This window comes from Flavobacterium sp. ALJ2 (assembly GCF_015594725.1).
GTDB lineage: Bacteria > Bacteroidota > Bacteroidia > Flavobacteriales > Flavobacteriaceae > Flavobacterium.
The window spans coordinates 23,502-39,674 of sequence record NZ_JADNRC010000005.1 but is presented as its reverse complement, the minus strand read 5'-3'; the positions used below and the strand labels follow the sequence as shown (position 1 = coordinate 39,674).

The following is a 16,173-nucleotide window of genomic DNA, read 5'->3' as shown; positions in this document are numbered from 1 at the left end:
TTGCAATACAATTTTGAAGCAATTCACAATAAGGATTATTCCGTTGTGAAAACATTCAAAGCGGCCTCAAAAGGGTCGCTTTTTTCAATTATTTAAGTGTCTATTTAGAGAGTTAATAGCGCTTAGGATTCTTTTTATTTTACATCAAACCATAATTTTGTAGTAAGCAAGCCCCGCTCCCCAAAGAGTTTTTATGTAAAGCGCTTTGCACACTCGCATAGAGAATAAACAAAGAGAAGTCTGTAAAAGTATAGTATCACATTATAGAATGTTGTAACGGGTATGAAGTGGAGTGACTTCGCAGAGCAGTAATTTCCTTAACAAATCAGCAACAACCGATATTCGCCTTCATTTTCTATTGGTGCTCTATGAATACAAGGCAGTACTTGTTGTTTAGGATGATCTACAGCTAGGCGCCAAAGATGTCCTAATCCTAAATTAATAGGTTTTGCATCGGGATGTAGCTGATAATGCAAATCAAAATAATTTTCTTCTAGAAAGTTTTCGAATTCTTCTTCTGGTCCGTTATGGAGTTCTTTTAGCTTGGCTCGGATTTCTGGAATTAGAATTTTTTGTTCTGCTTGCGAATTAGAAATAATATCGCTTGCGGCTCCGTGATAAGTGCATAAAAAAGTATCTGTTGCAATGGGCGAACGATCTACATGAAACGAATATACATCTGTCGATATGAAATCAAATTCAGCATCACGTTCATAACACTTCAGCAAGTTAAGAGAAGGCGAAGCTCCATAATCAGCTAATAATTGCAAATCATTTAAGATTGTTTCTCTTGCTATATTCCCCTTTTCTGATAATTGGAGTGCAATTAGATCTTCGGGATAAACTTCGGTTATGTTTTCTTTTATAGGTAGTTTGGTTACAATCTCATTAAAATCGCCTTCCAAATTTCTGTACCAACATAAGGCATTCATTTCTCCCTTGAAATCGGTCTGCACAAGCTCAGAGAAAATAGATATCATCTTAATTTGCTTGCTGTCAGAAAATGAATTGCTCATAGTGTACTATTACAAAGCTAGTTGCTTCGTGCTTTACAAAATTATATAATAGTAGTTAGTTATGGCATATTTATCTCTATAAACTTTAGGAGGTACTGTTTTTTTTGTGACAAAAAGTTAAGGATGTCGCTTTATAATAAAAAAGATGAAGTAATTGTACCCATAAGGGCATAGTTTTTAGGGGATTAAATGTCACTATTTTCAAAAGTTACTTTCCCATAATTTATTTTTTCTGTTTTATCACGGAAGCCGTCATAAAAATCAGGTACCCATTCACCTTTTCGATAGATAAATGATAAAAACTTTTGATTTGTATGCGGAGTATCAATTCGAAGATTATCTCCTTCGTTGGGTATATAATCGAAATCAAAACAATTTTTGCTATTAAGCGCTACGAGCATTTTTTTATTTGTTAAATCTTCTGATAATGCATCAAGAGGGAAAATTATCATTCCATCCATTGTAAAATCACTGTCACCGACATATTTTTTTAACGTCCAAGTAAATTCGTTACGTAATTTTTTAAATTTTCTAGATTTTTTATTATGTACAATTGAGTTTATACCATTTGGAACGCAAGTACAAAGTTTAATTTCTTTTCCGGTGTCGCACATGATTTTAGTATTATAAATTGTTTAATGAATCGCTGTATAGCTTAATTTTGAGGTAAAATATAGTGGTGTTTATTCTTGTATAATGTTTTGCATTATTTCTCGTATTGTTTTTAGCATTTGGGTTGAAGTTTCACGTATGATAATTTTATTTTTATTGTGTTTAATAAGCTCTGTAAATAAATTATCTTCTGTATTTATATCAACGATTGTTCCACCGTATTTTAATGTCGTTTCTGCAATTGTAATTGGCAAATTGGTAGCTCCTGATGTTCCAACAATAAAAAGAACGCCTGAGTTTTTAGCTATTTTTAAAGCACTAAATCTTTTGTTTGTTTTTTCATCATAGCGCTCATCAAACCATAAAATATTTGGCCTCATCCAGCTGTTACATTCTTTACACTTTAGTAATTCGATATCTTTCTCTGTTAAATCTTCGTCTATGTCTTTCCCTTTAATTTCAACAGAGAGTTTTTCAATTCCCTTACAGCCATTCGAACATTTAATCTCTCTGTTGTTTCCATGTATTTCATATATTCTTTTCGTACCAGCTCTTTTGTGTAAATTATCAATGTTTTGAGTAATTAAATGAAACTTATCTTGCATAAGGTTTTCAATTTCCAGTATTTCACGATGACTTTCATTTGGTTGAGCATCTTCAAACATCTTTTTTCTAAAAAGTGAATACTGCCAGACTTCTTCGGGATTTTCTTTAAAATATTTTAATGTCCCAAATTCCTCTGGCTTATGAAATTTAGTTCCTTTTATCCATATACCATCTACTCCTCTGTAGGTTGGAATACCACTTTCTGCAGAAATTCCGGCACCAGTCAAGAATGTAAAAAGATTTCTGCTTTTTTTATTATAAACGTGCTTTATGATTTCATTAAGTTGTTCTTTCATTATCTAATTTTCTACTTAATTTATGGGCTAATTTTGAAACAAAAAAATAAGTATAGTGATTTTTTTGTCGCAATTTTCTTTCAGTAAAACTAGTAAATTTTATTTGTCAATTTCAGTAAATTAAGATAAGAATAAAAATGATATTTTCTGATTACTGTGGTCTCTTGTGCTACTGGATGTGATAAAGAAATAAAATTTGTATCAGAATATAAAATTAAAATAGCATACGAAAAGTACATACAAGTGATTGATGATAGTGATCTTAAAAGAATTAAGTTGGAAAGGAACAGTTACTTCTGTCTAATATAATTTGGAGAGATTAGTTATCTGGAATTGTTTTTAGAAAAGTCATATTACGATTTAGTGTTGATAACAAATTATAGAAGGTCAAAAAGAACCTAAATCTAGGTTAATAAGTTAATTTTTCATCTCATTTTCCTGTTTATAAATAATGTATTATATTTCGTTTTTTATGTAAATTGTAGCGTTATTAATTTTTATATTTGGTAGTAAGTATTGATAGATCTATGTAATTTAAAAATATTTAAAATGGAAAAAGCTATAAAACTAAAAGTTCGAAAAGAGTTGAATGGGCAACAACAGTTGAATATAATTAAGTTAAAAGGCAGCTTAATTTCGAAGGGGTACACAGAAATTATACATATTCTGGATCAAGATGATGATTTTCACATTAATTCATTTGAAACTTCTTTAGAAAACACTAATGAAGTGCAAGATTTTATTACTGCATTCATTAATAGAGAAAACCTAGCAGACACGATATCACTTTATAAGTAGGAGTGAAGAGTGTTTAATATCTTATGATTCTGCCTTTATCAACAATTTAAAGAATAGAAAAATGAAGAATGATTTACTATTTGATTTTGCAGTTGACAAAACAATACAAACGGTTTATATAACTAAAGAATTTGCTGCTAATCTTTCGCTAGTATGGGATGCTTTTACCAAACAAGCAATTCTTGATCAATGGTGGGCACCAAAGCCGTGGTTATCCAAAACAAAATTTATGAATTTTGAAGTGGGTGGACGAAGATTTTATGCTATGGTAAGCCCTGAAGGTTTAGAGCGCTGGTCAATTCAGAAATATACCTCTATTACTCCAGAAACTAATTTTAAAATGTTTAATGCTTTTGCTGACAAAGAGGAGAATCCTGAGTTGCCTGGTTCTGAATGGGATTTCAATTTTAGTGAACAAAACGGAATAACAAAAGTTAGTATTAGTATTTATAATGAATCCCTTGATCGCTTAGAGAAGATGATTGAAATGGGATTTAAAGAAGGATTTACTATTACAATAAATAACTTAGAAAATCTATTAACAGTTTTATCGAAAAATTGATTTCATTTTTAATAACAGTTGTAAATAAACATAAAGGCCTCGAGGCTATTTATTAGTATTGTTATTTATTGAAGCGTTATTTTTTTCTGCAAATACAAAACTTATAAGCTCTCTCTGCTTATAATACCTTTACATCCTAATCCTAATCCTAATTCAGCAAAATCAGCAAATAACTTTTCTACACGAAAGCAATGTATTTAGTTGGTAGCTTATAAATTTTCTTCATCATCAGAATTTTTGGCTCCTCAATTTTTTATATGTGTAATCAACTGTAATTCGAGAGAACATTTGGAAAAAATTATTGGAGATAAAACTTACCGAGTTTGTACAAGTATTCTAACGGAATATTTATTCTAAAAAATTTTAAATCATTTCATTTTGAGGATAATAGTATCATTTTGATAGGTATTATATATTAAGTAGTAATTATTTATTTTAGTAACTATTTGTCATTTAGTTTGTTAGTTTATTGTAGCTGTTTTGGCATATCATTTGTTTTAAGTAGGTACGAATCAATATTACCATTTTGATAAAATAAATTTTTGAGACTATACAATAGTAACATAGACGTAAAACGTTGCGAATTAAAATAAAAAATATGAAAGTTAATAGAATAAGAAAAAAATATATTTCGAGACTAGATATATCACAAAAATCGATGAAGAGAAAAGATAGAATCGTCAACTCTATAGTTTTTGCTGTAGTTTCTTTTATTGCTGTTTTTATGATTTATCAAATTGTATAGCGATATTTAATTAAGACATTATGTAGGCTTGTGTAATTTTGTTGTCTTAATTTCATGATATTGAAAATAATCATTGGCTATTAATCACTTTTAGGGTTTTATTTTAGCCCCTTATAAGTTCGGAGTGATATTTTAAATTTCAAATAGTATATTTAGAAGGGCAGGATATGTTTTAAGAGAACAATTTTAATAAAAAGCTCAATTCGCATGAATTGAGCTTTTTATGGGTTTCTGACTTAAGTGTATTTTAAAATTCATTTATAAAGATTGTATTAATTCATCAATATCAAGTCTGTTTCTATAATCGGTATCTATGAATTTATAGATTACAGAACCATCAGTATCTATTACAAAGACTGCTGGAATTGGCAATGTATTTTCATCATTCTGATTAAATTCTTCTAAATTAATTCCTATTGCCTGATAAATTGGTAGAGCAAATTCTTGTAGTTTAAAACTAATACCTAATTGCTTGGCCAGCTTATTATTTTTATCGGTCAAAACTTCAAAAGTTAATTCGTGTTTTTCAGTAAGTGCCATGCTGTGATCTGAACTTTGTGGAGAAATAGCTAGAAGAGTTGCCTTTTTATCTGTTATTTTAGTTATATTATTTTGTAACTCTCGAAGTTCTAGATTGCAGTATGGACACCAGCTTCCTCGATAAAAAGCCAGTATTGTTTTGCCTTTTTTAAGGATGTCTTTGGAATGTATGAGTTGATTTTTTGTATTTAGTAATGAAAAAGGAGTTACGATATCGCCAATTTTGATACTTTTTTTATCAATATTTTGCATTTTTAAATCGTTGATTGATTTTTCAAATACTTCTAATACTTCCTGCGGAACTTGTTGTGATAATTGATTGTTGAGGTTTTTAATTTGCTTTGCTAAACTATTCATGCTTTTTTTATTTGATTATTTTGTAAAGATTTGAAATATAGTCTACATGGGCAATAACGCATATTATTGTCTCATAGAGTTAAAAAAGTCACTATTATGTAAATAAAGGGGAGAACAGATTAAAATAAAATTATTCATTTGAAATCACCATAAAAAGGATCTGTTTTATGAATTTAAATATCTTTAATTTTATTATATGTAGAATCAAGTTAAAGATTGGATATGGTCTTGGGAAGATTGTTTTTTGTTGAGTGGAATAACAATTTACATCAATTAGATATAGTTTTAGCTGCAATAAGTTTAGATAATTATTTTTATAAGTTGTAATACTGTATGTTTTTTGTTAATTTGGATAGCAAAAAGTAAGTTTTAGTTTATTTGTGTTTATGTAATGATAAAAGTTGTTTTCATGTAGCTATTGATAAGAATCATTTAGGTATAAAAGCTAAATTTGTGAAGTGAAAAAAAATATTATTTACATATTCATTTTTTTAATAGCTTGTAATATCGGGGTTTTTCAGCAATTTTATAAACTGCCGGTATTGTTTGAGCATTTTAAAGAACATAAAGAAATAAGTAAAGTAAGTTTTATTGATTTTTTAGCCATGCATTATTGGGGTGAGGATTTAGACGATGATGATGCTGATCGAGATATGCAGCTTCCTTTTAAAAATATAAGTGGTTATTCCTTACAGCTTGTATTTATACCCACAGACAAACATGCAATTTATATTCCTTTTTCTATTAGTCTAACCCAGACTAACAGTATTCCATATACATGCAATTTACATTCTAACCCCGCTTTATTTTCGGTATTCAGGCCTCCTGTAGCATAATTTAATTTTCAAATTTTTATTGTGGTTAGGGCATTTTATATGTTTTAGCCATCGCATTATTATTTCTAAAATTAAATCAAGTTATGCTTAATAAGATAATACAATTTTCAGTTAAGAATAAACTGGTAATTGGCGTTTTTACATTGCTATGGATTATTTATGGCGTGTACGAAGTGAGTCGTTTACCTATTGATGCTGTTCCGGACATCACAAACAATCAAGTGCAAATTATTACAACAGCTCCATCTCTGGGAGCAGAAGATGTAGAGCGTCTTATAACTTTTCCGATAGAACAGGCAATTAGCAATATTCCGCAGCTGAAAGAAAGCCGTAGTATTTCTCGCTTCGGACTTTCGTTGGTGACTATCGTTTTTGATGATGATACTGATGTGTATTGGGCGCGCCAGCAAGTTGCTGAACGCTTACAAAAAGTAGAGATAGACGAAAACGCCAGTAAACCCGAAATGGCACCTGCTACAACTGGACTTGGCGAAATATATCAATATGTTGTAAAACCACAACCAGGTTATGAAGCCAAGTATTCTCTAGAGGATTTAAGAACAATTCAGGACTGGACCATTAGAAGACAACTTTTAGGAACTCCCGGAATTGCTGATGTAGCTACTTTTGGAGGAAAATTAAAACAATATGAAATTGCAGTTAATCCAGCGCGACTAAAAGCTCAAAGTCTTACTATAAAAGAGGTTTTTACGGCATTAAGCAGCAATAACGAAAACACAGGGGGAGCCTATATTGAGAAAGGACCAACGGTACTTTATATTCGAAGCGTTGGACTTACTAAGAATATAAGTGATATTCAGAATATTATTGTAAAGAACACACAGGCAGGAACACCAATTCTTATAAAAGATATTGCCGATGTAAAAATGTCTTCGGCAATACGATACGGGGCATTAACAACAGACGATCTAGGAGAATCTGTAGGCGGGATAGTGATGATGCTTAAAGGAGAAAATGCGAATAATGTTATCGTAGATGTAAAGAAACGTGTTGCCGAAATAGAGAAAATCTTACCAGAAGGTTTAAAAATAGAGCCTTTTTTAGATCGTACGAAAATGGTAGATAATGCTATTGGTACCGTTCAAAAAAACCTTATTGAAGGGGCATTGATTGTTGTTTTGGTACTGGTATTGTTTTTAGGGAATTTAAGAGCAGGGTTTATTGTAGCATCAGTAATTCCGCTGGCGATGCTGTTTGCAATTATTATGATGAACACTTTTGGAGTAAGTGGCAATCTTATGAGCCTTGGAGCACTTGATTTTGGATTGATAGTAGATGGGGCAGTAATTATAGTCGAAGCGATATTGCACCATTTGCACAGTACCAAGAAATATAAGGGAATAGATAATCTTTCGCAAGAAGATATGGATAAAGAGGTTACAGGGTCAGCAGGGCGTATGATGAATGCAGCAGTATTTGGACAAATAATTATCCTTATCGTTTATCTGCCTATACTATCACTAGAAGGGATAGAGGGTAAAATGTTTAAACCAATGGCACAAACAGTTGCTTTTGCTATTCTAGGAGCATTCATACTATCACTTACCTATGTACCAATGGTTAGTTCGTTGTTTATAAGTAAGAATATGAATCATAAGCCAAATCTTTCAGATAGAATTATGGCTAGGCTAGAGTTCTATTATGAAAAGTGGTTGTCTAAAGCTTTACGCGTAAGAAAGGGTATCGTGATTTCGGCATTTGTTTTATTTGGAATCGCATTGCTTGTGTTTTCTAGGATGGGAGGAGAGTTCATTCCACAGCTAGAAGAAGGAGATTTTGCAGTAGAAACACGTTTACTATTGGGAACTAATCTTTCGACAACTACAGAAACAATTCAAAAAATATCAGTAGCCCTTAAAACCAACTATCCAGAAGTAGAAAAGGTAGTTTCAAGAATAGGAAGTGCTGAGATTCCCACAGATCCAATGCCTATTGAGGGAGGAGATATGATTATTGTTTTAAAAGACAAATCAGAATGGACAAGTGCTTCCTCATTTCCAGAATTAGCAGATAAAATGACCGAAACTGTAAAACAAGTTGCTCCGGGAGTTACCACAGGCTTTCAGTTTCCAGTTCAAATGCGTTTTAATGAATTGATGACAGGAGCAAAACAAGATGTTGTATGTAAAATTTATGGAGAAGATCTTGATAAACTTGCTGAATATGCAGAGAAATTAGGTGATATTGGTAAAACAGTAGATGGAGCTACAGATCTTTATGTAGAGAAAGTTACAGGAATGCCTCAAATTGTAATTGATTATGATTGGGCAGAAATGGCTAAATACGGCATCTATGTTTCAGATATAAATAAAACAGTAAATGCAGCTTTTGCAGGAGCAGTAGCAGGTAGTATTTATGAAGGAGAAAAACGCTTTGACATGGTTGTTAGGGTAGAGGATAGCGGACGAAAAGACATCTCAGATGTACGTAATTTATTGATAGCAACTCCTACGGGAATGCAAATTCCATTATATCAGGTAGCATCAGTAAAAGAAATAGAAGGTCCAAACCAGATACAACGTGAAAATGCTAAAAGAAGGATAATTGTAGGTTTTAATGTTAGAGGACGTGATGTAGAATCTATAGTAGAGGAATTACAGAAAAAAGTAAATAGCCAAATAAAATTTGATCCTGGTTACTATATTACTTATGGAGGTACATTCGAAAACTTGCAAGAAGCAAAATCACGTCTTGGTGTTGCAGTTCCGGCTGCATTATTAATGATTTTAGCACTACTATACTTTGCATTTAGATCTTTAAAAGAAGGAATTATAATTTTTACAGCAATTCCATTATCAGCTATAGGAGGAGTTTTTGGACTTGCTTTGCGTGATATGCCATTTAGTATATCAGCAGGTGTTGGATTTATTGCGCTCTTTGGAGTAGCGGTACTAAACGGAATTGTTTTAATATCAGAGTTTAACCGAATACAGAAGCTTGGCGAAATTACCGATGCCATACAAATTATTATTACAGGAACAAAAAACAGGTTGCGTCCAGTATTAATGACAGCTGCAGTGGCTTCATTAGGCTTCTTGCCAATGGCATTAAGTAATGGCGCAGGAGCAGAGGTACAACGCCCGCTTGCAACAGTAGTTATTGGAGGACTTTTAACAGCAACATTACTTACGCTATTTGTACTTCCTTCTATTTATTTAATGACTTATCATACCAAAGTGTTTACAAAAAAAATGAAAAAAAATAAAATTGATAAATTGGCATTATTACTTGTTGGTTTATTTATTACTACTTCAGTTCAGGCACAACAGTTGCCTATATCACTAGATCAATCTTTATCTATAGCGATTCAGAATAATAAAAAAGTAAAATCGGCACAGTTGAATGAAAAATCAAAAGAACAACTTCAGAAATCAGCTTTTGATATTCCGAAAACTTCGTTAGATGCAGATTATGGTCAGTTTAACAGCCGACTTAATGATAGCCGCTTCGGTATTAGTCAAACCTTTGCTTTTCCGACAGTGTATAGTAATCAGAAAAAAAACCTAACAGAAAATTACTATGCGGCTAAGGCAGAATCACAGTTAACAACACAGCAGATTAAATCAAATGTGAGAAATCTTTTTTACTCTTATATATGGTTAAACAGTAAAAAAGAATTGCTGACGTATGCTGATTCTATTTATAGGCTAATGGAGCAAAAGTCGGATTTGCGATATAAAACAGGAGAAACAAATGTACTTGAAAAAAGTGCTTCGCAATCTGCCAGACAATTTTATACCAACCAGCTTACAATGGTAAATAGAGATATCGATATTACAATTCGATCGTTTAATGCAGTTCTTCAGGATAGTATAACGTATATTCCAGTTTCAGAAAATATTAAGAATGATTTTAATACCTCGGTAAAGGATAAATCTAATATAACTGAATTACCACAGATAAAGCTTTCGAATCATATTGCAGCTGCAGCAAAATGGAAATGGAAAACGGAACAAGCTAAAATGTTACCCGATATTACAGTGGGATATAATAATTTAAGCATTATAGGTACGCAAACTAATAACACAGGACAGGATGTTTATTATGACAGTAATAACAGATTTAGCTACGTTAATTTAGGATTATCTATTCCGTTGTTTTATTCGAGTCAATCAGCACGTAATAAAGCCGCCAAAATTGAGTATGAGAATTACCAAACAATGGCAGAGGCGACAAAAATTGAAATAAAAACTGCGATTACCAATGCCTTAAGTGAAGTCGAAAAATATGAAGAGAGTCTCTACTACTATGAAAGTGATGGGCTTAAAAATGCAGCAATTATCATAGATGCAGCCAATAGTCAATTAGAAAATGGAGATATTGATTACCTCCAGTGGGTGTTGGTAGTAAACCAGGCAATAACAATAAAAAACGAATATCTCGATAGGATTAATAATTATAATCAAGCAATAGTTAATCTTCAAACCCTTACTAATTTATAATATAATGAGAGCATATATAACCGCAATTTTAGGGATGTTATTTATAGTATCCTGTAAAAGTGATAAAAAAGAGCAACAAAATAATGCAGAAGCTAACAAGCAGGAAAGCAGCATACAATTAACTGACGAGCAAGTAAAGAATGCTGGGTTGATAACAGGTAATCCTCAAGAAAAAAATGTAAAAGGAATATTAAATCTTCAGGGAACTGTTACTGTACCGCCTAAAAGCGTTGTGAGTATTAGTATTCCATTAGGAGGATATATTAAAAAGACTGATTTAATGGCAGGAATGCAGGTTAAAAAAGGGCAATTGTTAGCAGTAGTAGAAGACATGCAATACATACAACTTCAGCAGGATTATCTTACTGCCAAAGAAAAGTTTCAATTATCTCAAAGTGAATTCAACAGACAAAAAGAACTAAATGCTAAGAAAGCAAGCAGCGATAAACTGTTAGAGCAAACTGTTACAGAAATGCAGACGCAACGTATAAATATGGCAGCATTAGCACAAAAGTTAACATTGTTAGGTATTCATGTAAAAACACTTACAGCATCAAACATTAGCAAAACAGTAGCCATCCTTTCACCAATAAATGGCTTGGTATCAAAGGTAAATGTAAACGTAGGTAAATATATTTCTCCAACAGATATGCTCTTTGAATTAATGGAAATAAGTGATATTGTTCTTGTGATGAATGCTTTTGAAAAAGACGTACACTTGCTCTCGGTAGGACAATCAGTAACGGCTTTTACGAATAGTAATCCATCAAAGAAATATACTGCAAAAATCGCATATATAAATCAAAGTCTTAATGATGACAGGGCTGCTGAGGTAGTTTGTAAAATTAACCAATATGATAGTTCGTTACTTCCGGGACTTTTTATTAATGCCGAGGTGGAATTTGAAAACGAAAAAGCACTTACAGTACCAGAAGATGCAGTGGTGAGATGGCAGGGTGAGTTTTTTGTTTTTACACATACAGGAAATAATAATTATAAGATGATTGCTGTAACACCTGGAGCGACTAATGATGGGTATCGTCAAATTAAATCAGCACTAATAAATTCATCATCTAAAATCGTTACTAAAAATGCATATACACTTTTAATGACTTTTATGAATAGCGCAGAATAATAATGTTATTAAACTTTAAAAGGGCCGTTCATGAGCTGGCCCTTTTTTATTTAATAGTGATTTATTAAGTAAAATCCGGTGGATGTAATTCTACATATTCAAACCAAATAGATTCCTTCGGCTGACGGTGAAATAGACAAAAAACGGGTAAATTAGTTGTGCTCTTTGCAAGGTCGATTTTTTAACTGTTGGACAATTCCCTCGCATTAATAGACATGAATTTAGCCGTTAGACTTGATGAAACTACTACTAAATTAGACGTTTTTTGCTTTCTTTCAACATCCAATTTGCTCTCTATTTTAAAACTTATAGGACTTATGACTTCTAAAACTCTAAAATAATTGTTCAATATATTTGACAAAGACATTAGTTTTTTGGATAACTTCAATATGTTGAATTTTAATATATTGACTAATTTGTGGTCGTTTTTTTTACTACAAATTATCACACTTAATGGATGAAATGTTAATTTTATTGACTATTTTAAAATTCATTTCTGTGATTTTTCTATTTTTTTTTATTATATTTACTTTATAATTAAATACGGCTTTAGCATATTTTATAAGTGTTGTAAGCATATTATTTCATTTAAACTTTCTGTGTTTTAAGGATAAAATGAAGCAACTCAGTTTTAAAATCATGTCTTTTGATTTTTAATGATAACTATTCTATAAGATACAATTTTATTGAACTACACATTAATTATGAAAGTTTTTTTTGAAATTATATTATTGCAAAACGAGTTTAGTTTTGTGAAAATATTTAAAGAAATACAATGAAAAAAATTACGCATCATTATGGAGTAGAGCTTGATTGGGTTGAACCACTTGCAAAAGAACTTGAAGGAAAGGTTGAGGGTAATTTTATTTTAGTGCCAGATTATATTCATACAGGAGATCGGTATGTTTTAAATTGTGATCCTAATATTTCAGCACTTTATTTAGATGTAGTATATCATTCAGAAATTCATTTAAGACAAGTAAATAAAACAGATGATTTTATAGGAGTTTATTATAATCTTACAGAAGGTAGAGCAGCTCTATTATCAGATGATATTGTAAACCGTATCGGAAGGTGGAGTTATAATATGGCTATTATTGATAGCACGCTGCATTCAGACTATATTGTCAAACGCGGAAGCGAAACTTTTGCGCTTTGTATTTTTATAAAAAAAGATACAATTAAAGAATATTTTCAAAATAATCATGCACTAAAAAAGCACATAGATAATATACTTGACTCTAAAAAGAATACGATAGTTAAATTTACAAGAATGAGTAATAAAAGCTATAATCTTCTGGTAAATTTAAGATCTAAAAAAATACAGGAAAAATCTTTTGAATTTCATTTAAAAGGAACAGTACTAAATCTTATAGCAGAGTTTATAGAAAAAATAACCTTTGATGAAATTGTAATTGATACTGTTAATGAGGATGATTTGGCTAATATTATGAGATCTAAAATGTATTTAACAGAAAATATAAAGTATGCCTTTCCAGGTATTCCTTTCTTGGCTCAAGAAGTAAATATGTCAGTGTCAAAATATAAAAAACTTTTCAAAAAAATCACAGGAATGACCCCAAATTATTTTTTCATGAATAGTAAATTGTTGGAATCTAAGAGGCTTTTAGAAGAAAAACAATTAACAATTAAACAAGTTTCTGAAGAATTGAATTTTGCTGGGAGCTCCTATTTTATTATAAAATTTAAGGAATTATTCGGGATGTCTCCAAAGAATTTTATTAGACTACTGCAATAATGATACAAGTAAGTCATACTTATACTTTAACTGCAGATTGGCAAAAACAATTTACCCAGCTACTTGTTCAGCAGCTAGGAGCAGAGTTAAAAGGAGATAAGCTATTATTAATGCCTAAAAATATTGCTGATGGAGGTTTTTATTTTACTGGAATTATTCCTGGGCTATCAGTTGTAATTTGGGATTTAAAATTTAAAAAATCAATCAATATAAAAAGTCTTAAATCAGATGATGATCTGTATATAATTCATTATGATCTTAGTGATGGGATGAATTTGATTAATATTCAGGGTGATAAGACCGGATGTAAAACAAATTTGGGATTAGGAGTCTTTGATAATGTTGTTGACAAAGTTTTTCAGCCAATTATAGGTGAACGCATTTTTGCAATACGATTATTGGTTGCTAAAGACCTATTAAATTTTTCGGTTATTAACGGAGTGCAAAGAGAACGTAACAAACGAAAAGCAAAAAAAAATACAAATAATGTTTTCTTCTACGATCATATCGATAGCGAAAGTATGCTAATTATACATGATATTAAAAATAAATCCTTTCAGGATCCTACTTTTGATATTTATTTAAAAGGAGTTGTGCTTAGGTTATTGGGGACGTTTATTGATCGCTATTCTGATCAAGCTTCCATACTTCATTATATTCCTGAAAAAGAAATAGAGTTCTTAAATATTACTAAAGAATATTTATTAGACAATTTGTCTGCAAATTTTCCAGGAATCCAATTTTTGGCTAATATGGCTAATATGTCTGTTTCAAAATACACTTCTTCATTTAAGAAAATGTTTGTTAATACTCCGAATCATTTTTTTATGAGAGAAAAATTGTTTCGGGCTAATAAACTTCTTAAAAGTGGAAGCTTTGATTCATTAATGGATGTATCGAAAGAATTAAATTTTTGTACATTGAGTTATTTCTCTTTAAAGTATTTTAAACAATTTGAAAGAAAGCCTTCTGAAGATTTTGTAAAAAATACTCATTAAACTCCTGCCGATGTTACTGTTTTGTTGAATATTGCTTTGTTTTTTTAATATCTATCTTCTTTATAAATAGGATTATAAAAAAAGACTTATTGTGATATTTTTTTACCGTATTGTATGGTTTAAAATGCATTATTTTGCAAACAGAAAATTAAAAGAATGGAAAACAAAAGACTAGGGTTACTACTACTACTTCTGTCAATGTGTAATGTTACTTGGGCACAACGAGAATCTCAATTTACACAATATATGTACAATACCACAAGTATTAATCCAGCTTATGCAGGCTCACGCGAAGTAATGAGTATTTTTGCTACACATAGAAATCAGTGGGTAGGTTTAGACGGAGCTCCTGTTACAAATGTAGTTTCGATTAATGCACCTATAGAATTCAGCAATGTTGGGTTGGGAGTATCAATTATTAATGATAAAATTGGCCCCATGACTGAGAATTCTATTTCAGGTGATTTATCTTACACTATTAATACTTCGGATATATATAAACTATCCTTTGGATTAAAAGCTACGGCTAATTTACTAAATGTAGATTTTACAAAACTAGATATATATAGTCCTTCAGATCCAAGATTTCAGGAAAATATCGATAATAAATTTTCTCCAAATATAGGAGCAGGGGTTTATTGGTATTCAGACGTGTCGTATATAGGACTCTCGGTTCCTAAAATGCTGGAGACAAGTTATTACGATAAAAGCGCAAATAATACCGCTTCAAGTTTTGTAGTTAAAGAGCGTATGAGTTATTATTTAATGGCGGGTTATGTTTTTGATTTAGATTATAATTTAAAGTTTAAACCTTCGATGTTGACAAAAATTGTTAGAGGTACTCCTTTGCAAATGGATTTATCTGCTAATTTTATATTCGATGAAATATTTACTGCTGGAATAGCTTACAGATGGAGTGCAGCTGTAAGCGGAATGGTAGGGTTTCAGGTATCAGAAGGAATGTTAATTGGTTATTCTTATGATGCCGAAACAACGAAGTTAGCCAATTATAATTCAGGTTCACATGAGATTTTCTTTCGTTATGAGCTTTCTAAAAAACGAAAAATTACTCGTTATAGATGTTTTTAATTCGATTGCAATAGTTAAGCTTAGGGATAACTCATAACAAAGCTTATTTTCTTCCAAGTGTTGAAAATAGGCTTTGTTGTTTATATTAAGTTATATTCTGACGAATGTAAATGGCTTTGTGGTAATGAATTTCTGAGAGCTTTATTCTGTATAGGTTTTATTTTAAAGCTTATTTAAATAATAATTAAAGATCGGGGTAAAGAGGTATTTTTAGTTACCTCTAAAAATGGTTCTTAAATCATTTTTGTTTTCATTTCATCCATATTCTACACTTTGAATGTATTCAGTTACTTGATGAGATGTCTATGTATTTATTTTTAGTAATTCCTTTGATATTTTTACATCTTATTTTATATCTAAA

Annotated in this window: 13 protein-coding genes; 9 read left to right on the top strand and 4 right to left on the bottom strand. The window is 31.0% G+C overall.

Features of this window, described 5'->3' with window-relative positions:
* Window positions 1–317: 317 nt before the first annotated feature.
* From IUY40_RS07045 to IUY40_RS07035, 3 genes are all read right to left on the bottom strand, one after another.
* Complete coding sequence (locus IUY40_RS07045) at window positions 318–1,016, bottom strand: DUF1826 domain-containing protein (protein WP_195736157.1); 699 nt, start codon at window positions 1,014–1,016, stop codon at window positions 318–320.
* A gap of 185 nt (window positions 1,017–1,201) precedes the next feature.
* Window positions 1,202–1,630: a hypothetical protein gene (locus tag IUY40_RS07040; RefSeq protein WP_195736156.1), complete on the bottom strand. Its 429-nt coding sequence runs from the start codon at window positions 1,628–1,630 to the stop codon at window positions 1,202–1,204.
* Window positions 1,631–1,699: 69 nt separating this feature from the next.
* Window positions 1,700–2,530 carry a Sir2 family NAD-dependent protein deacetylase gene (locus tag IUY40_RS07035; RefSeq protein ID WP_195736155.1) on the bottom strand — a complete coding sequence of 277 codons (831 nt, stop codon included), beginning with the start codon at window positions 2,528–2,530 and terminating at the stop codon, window positions 1,700–1,702.
* Between the two features lie 549 nt (window positions 2,531–3,079).
* Here IUY40_RS07035 and IUY40_RS07030 point away from each other — a divergent pair.
* From IUY40_RS07030 to IUY40_RS07020, 3 genes are all read left to right on the top strand, one after another.
* Window positions 3,080–3,328: a hypothetical protein gene (locus tag IUY40_RS07030; protein ID WP_195736154.1), complete on the top strand. Its 249-nt coding sequence runs from the start codon at window positions 3,080–3,082 to the stop codon at window positions 3,326–3,328.
* A 61-nt stretch (window positions 3,329–3,389) separates the two neighbouring features.
* Window positions 3,390–3,890 carry an SRPBCC domain-containing protein gene (locus IUY40_RS07025; protein ID WP_195736153.1) on the top strand — a complete coding sequence of 167 codons (501 nt, stop codon included), beginning with the start codon at window positions 3,390–3,392 and terminating at the stop codon, window positions 3,888–3,890.
* Window positions 3,891–4,488: 598 nt separating this feature from the next.
* Entirely contained in the window at window positions 4,489–4,635 is a 147-nt protein-coding gene (locus tag IUY40_RS07020; protein WP_195736152.1) for a hypothetical protein, read from the top strand.
* Between the two features lie 258 nt (window positions 4,636–4,893).
* Here the strand turns inward: IUY40_RS07020 and IUY40_RS07015 are convergent, their stop codons facing one another.
* A complete protein-coding gene (locus IUY40_RS07015; RefSeq protein ID WP_195736151.1) occupies window positions 4,894–5,532 on the bottom strand; it encodes a peroxiredoxin-like family protein in 639 nt (212 codons plus the stop codon).
* A gap of 458 nt (window positions 5,533–5,990) precedes the next feature.
* On the opposite strand from IUY40_RS07015, the gene IUY40_RS07010 reads away from it, so the two are divergent.
* From IUY40_RS07010 to IUY40_RS06985, 6 genes are all read left to right on the top strand, one after another.
* Window positions 5,991–6,368 (top strand): hypothetical protein, encoded by a 378-nt coding sequence (locus IUY40_RS07010; RefSeq protein WP_195736150.1) that lies wholly within the window; start codon window positions 5,991–5,993, stop codon window positions 6,366–6,368.
* A gap of 83 nt (window positions 6,369–6,451) precedes the next feature.
* On the top strand, window positions 6,452–10,831 hold the full coding sequence (locus IUY40_RS07005) for a CusA/CzcA family heavy metal efflux RND transporter (RefSeq protein WP_195736149.1): 4,380 nt from the start codon (window positions 6,452–6,454) through the stop codon (window positions 10,829–10,831).
* Window positions 10,832–10,835: 4 nt separating this feature from the next.
* Window positions 10,836–11,966, top strand: coding sequence for an efflux RND transporter periplasmic adaptor subunit (locus IUY40_RS07000; RefSeq protein ID WP_195736148.1), 1,131 nt, complete (start codon window positions 10,836–10,838; stop codon window positions 11,964–11,966).
* Between the two features lie 775 nt (window positions 11,967–12,741).
* Entirely contained in the window at window positions 12,742–13,725 is a 984-nt protein-coding gene (locus IUY40_RS06995; protein WP_195736147.1) for an AraC family transcriptional regulator, read from the top strand.
* Window positions 13,725–14,723, top strand: a complete 999-nt coding sequence (locus IUY40_RS06990) for an AraC family transcriptional regulator (protein WP_195736146.1) — start codon at window positions 13,725–13,727, stop codon at window positions 14,721–14,723. The genes IUY40_RS06995 and IUY40_RS06990 overlap by 1 nt, the downstream gene beginning before the upstream one ends.
* A gap of 156 nt (window positions 14,724–14,879) precedes the next feature.
* On the top strand, window positions 14,880–15,812 hold the full coding sequence (locus IUY40_RS06985) for a type IX secretion system membrane protein PorP/SprF (protein WP_195736145.1): 933 nt from the start codon (window positions 14,880–14,882) through the stop codon (window positions 15,810–15,812).
* Window positions 15,813–16,173: the final 361 nt, after the last annotated feature.